We start from the raw sequence: 3,293 nt of genomic DNA, 5'->3' as shown, positions 1-3,293 counted from the left end.
CATTGGAATGATGTTCTCTGTGGGAGCGAGCCTGCTCGCGAAGGGGTCAGCCCGGACACAACAAAAAATGGCCTCCCATCGCGGAGGCCGTTTTGCATTCATTTCTGCCGACTTTTCTTGCGCCGCCGCCATTGCCGCGCCACCCACCAGCGCCAGTACAGCATCACCAGAAAGTAGGCGAGGACGCCCAGCACCAGGCCGACAACCACCGAGCCCAATAAAAACGGCTGCCACAATGTCGACAGCTCACCGCTGATCCATTCCCACGTCAACTCGTCCGGCAGATGCCGCGCCGGCACATCCATCAGGAACGCCCCGGCCTGGTAGGTGCAGAAAAACACCGCCGGCATGGTGATCGGATTGGTCAGCCAGACCAGGCTCACCGCGATTGGCATATTGCCGCGCACCATCACCGCCAATGCCGCCGCCACCAGCATCTGTGCCGGGATCGGCAGGAACGCCGCAAACAGGCCGACCGCCATCGCCCGGGCGACCGAGTGGCGGTTGAGATGCCAGAGGTTAGGGTCATGCAGCAACGTGCCGAGAAAGCGTAAGGATTTGTGTTCCCTGATGCTCGTCGGGTCGGGCATGTAACGTTTGAATAAGCGCCGGGGCATAGGGCTTCTCGGTCGGTTAAGGCGGCAAGTATGTCTGGATTCTACGAACCGCCCATTCAGACTTTGTGACAATTGTTGACGACGGTGGTGCCGCAGACCGGCTATGCCTAGTGGGGGGACTCTCAAGGACGGGCATATGCGCAAAGGGATGATGGCGCTGGCAGTCGGTCTGCTGGCCCCGGTTTTATTGCCGGCCTTGCCGCCGGTCGGTTGGTTGCTGGTGCTGCCAATGGTGGCGCTGATGTTGCTGCCGTTTCGCAGCTTTCCATTGGCGTTTTTGCTGTTTGGCTTTACCTGGGCCTGCGTTGGCGCGCAGTGGGCGCTAAATGACCGCTTGCCACCGAGCCTCGACGGCGAAACCCGTTGGCTCGAAGGGCGCGTGGTCGGTTTGCCGCAACACAGCGATGGCGTGGTGCGTTTCGAGCTGGCTGATGCGCGTTCGCGCCACGAAAAATTGCCATCGCTGCTGCGCCTGGCCTGGTACGCCGGGCCGCCGGTCAACAGCGGCGAACGCTGGCGACTGGCGGTGAAGTTGAAGCGCCCGGGTGGCCTGCTCAACCCGGACGCCTTCGATTACGAGGCCTGGCTGCTGGCGCAACGGATCGGGGCGACCGGCACGATCAAGGATGGCCAGCGCCTGGCTGAGGCCCGGCATGCATGGCGCGACGGCGTTCGCCAACGCCTGCTCGCGGTGGATGCACAAGGACGAGAGGGCGCGCTGGCGGCGCTGGTGCTTGGTGACGGTTCAGGCCTCAGTCGCGAGGATTGGCAGGTGCTGCAAGACACCGGCACCGTGCATTTGCTGGTGATCTCCGGCCAGCACATCGGCTTGCTCGCCGCAGTGATGTATCTGCTGGTCGCCGGGCTGGCGCGTTTCGGAATCTGGCCGGTGCGCTGGCCATGGCTGCCGTGGGCGTGCGGCCTGGCCTTCACGGCGGCGCTGGGTTACGGCCTGCTCGCCGGTTTCGATGTGCCAGTGCAGCGCGCCTGCGTGATGGTGGCGCTGGTGCTGCTGTGGCGCCTGCGTTTTCGCCATCTCGGTGCGTGGTGGCCGTTATTGCTGGCGTTCAATGGCGTGCTGCTGTTTGATCCACTGGCCAGTTTGCGTCCCGGCTTCTGGCTGTCCTTCGCGGCGGTGGCAGTGTTGATCTTCACTTTCGGCGGGCGGCTGGGGGCCTGGCGCTGGTGGCAGACCTGGACCCGCGCGCAGTGGCTGATCGCAATCGGCTTGTGTCCGGTGTTGCTGGCGCTGAGCTTGCCGATCAGCGTCAGCGGGCCTGTAGCCAATCTGCTGGCCGTTCCTTGGGTCAGCCTCGTGGTGTTGCCGCCGGCATTGCTCGGCACGCTATTGCTGCCCGTGCCTTATGTTGGCGAGGGACTGTTGTGGCTGGCCGGTGGTTTGATCGACTGGCTGTTTATCGGGCTGGCGCTGATTGCCGGGCAATGGCCGGCGTGGATACCTGCCGCCATTCCATTTTGGGCTTTGGTCCTGGGCAGCCTTGGCGCGATTTTATTGCTGTTGCCCCGAGGCGTGCCAATGCGTCCATTGGGCTGGCCGCTGCTGTTGCTCCTGGCATTGCCGCCTCAAGAGCGAATAGAAGAAGGGCGGGCCGATGTCTGGCAACTCGACGTCGGCCAAGGTCTGGCCATCCTCATCCGCACCCGCCATCACGCGCTTCTCTATGACGCCGGCCCGCGTTTCGGCGAGTTCGATCTCGGCGAGCGGGTGGTGCTGCCAGCGTTACATAAACTCAACGTGCAAGCGCTCGACCTGATGCTGCTCAGCCATGCCGACGCCGATCACGCTGGCGGCGCTCGGGCGGTAATGCAGGGATTGAAGGTGCACCGCGTGGTCAGCGGCGATGTGCCAAACCTGCCGCCGGAGCTGAACGCCGAAGCCTGCGCAAGTGGCGAACAATGGCAGTGGGACGGCGTGCAGTTCCAGCTCTGGCAATGGTCGGCGGCCGATGACAGCAACCAGCGCTCCTGTGTCTTGCAGATCGAGGCCAACGGCGAACGCCTGTTGCTCACCGGCGATATCGACATTCGCGCCGAGCGCGTTCTGCTCGACAGCCCACTGGCCGTGCCGACGCAGTGGCTGCAATCGCCACATCACGGCAGTCGCAGTTCATCGTCGATGGCCCTGCTCAAAACCTTGCAGCCCGAAGCGGTGCTGATCTCCCGCGGCCACGGCAACTCCTTCGGTCATCCGCATCCGACCGTGCTGGCGCGCTACCGCAAGCAAGGCCTGCGCATCTACGACAGCGCCGAGCACGGTGCCATTCATCTGCAACTGGGCAGCTTCAAGCCGCCCTGGACGATGCGTCAACAGCGGCGTTTCTGGCGCGATCCACCGGTGGCTGGCCGTTGATCGGTGCCAGCATGGGTGCCACCTCACGGTCGTCGGGGCGGCGGGTCTTAATCGCGGATCGGTATGGTAAAGTGGCGCACTTTTTCGAGGGGACTGTCACTGTGTGGGAATTGGTCAAATCCGGCGGCTGGATGATGTTGCCGATCATTCTGAGTTCCATCGCGGCCATGGCGATCGTCGCCGAGCGCCTGTGGACACTGCGCGCCAGTCGCGTCACCCCCGAGCATCTGCTGGGTCAGGTCTGGGTCTGGATCAAGGACAAGCAGCTCAACAAGGAAAAACTCAAGGAATTGCGCGCCAATTCG

2 protein-coding genes and 1 pseudogene are annotated in these 3,293 nt (G+C 63.5%); 2 read left to right on the top strand and 1 reads right to left on the bottom strand.

The window, feature by feature from the left end:
- Positions 1-98 precede the first annotated feature (98 nt).
- Positions 99-617 (bottom strand): DUF2062 domain-containing protein, encoded by a 519-nt coding sequence (locus F8N49_RS26675; RefSeq protein WP_016770668.1) that lies wholly within the window; start codon positions 615-617, stop codon positions 99-101.
- Between the two features lie 136 nt (positions 618-753).
- On the opposite strand from F8N49_RS26675, the gene F8N49_RS26670 reads away from it, so the two are divergent.
- Positions 754-2,988, top strand: coding sequence for a DNA internalization-related competence protein ComEC/Rec2 (locus F8N49_RS26670; protein WP_151553231.1), 2,235 nt, complete (start codon positions 754-756; stop codon positions 2,986-2,988).
- A gap of 101 nt (positions 2,989-3,089) precedes the next feature.
- Positions 3,090-3,293, top strand: a pseudogene (locus tag F8N49_RS26665) (MotA/TolQ/ExbB proton channel family protein); the annotation flags it as partial.

It is taken from the genome of Pseudomonas sp. GXM4 (genome assembly GCF_008923895.1).
In the GTDB taxonomy this organism is placed as follows: Bacteria; Pseudomonadota; Gammaproteobacteria; order Pseudomonadales; family Pseudomonadaceae; genus Aquipseudomonas; species Aquipseudomonas atacamensis.
This window is presented reverse-complemented; position numbering and strand designations above follow the sequence as displayed.

Coding starts and splice junctions, on each gene's coding strand:
- F8N49_RS26675 (WP_016770668.1), bottom strand. CDS start 617: ATGCCCCGGCGCTTATTCAAACGTTACATGCCCGACCCGACGAGCATC.
- F8N49_RS26670 (WP_151553231.1), top strand. CDS start 754: ATGCGCAAAGGGATGATGGCGCTGGCAGTCGGTCTGCTGGCCCCGGTT.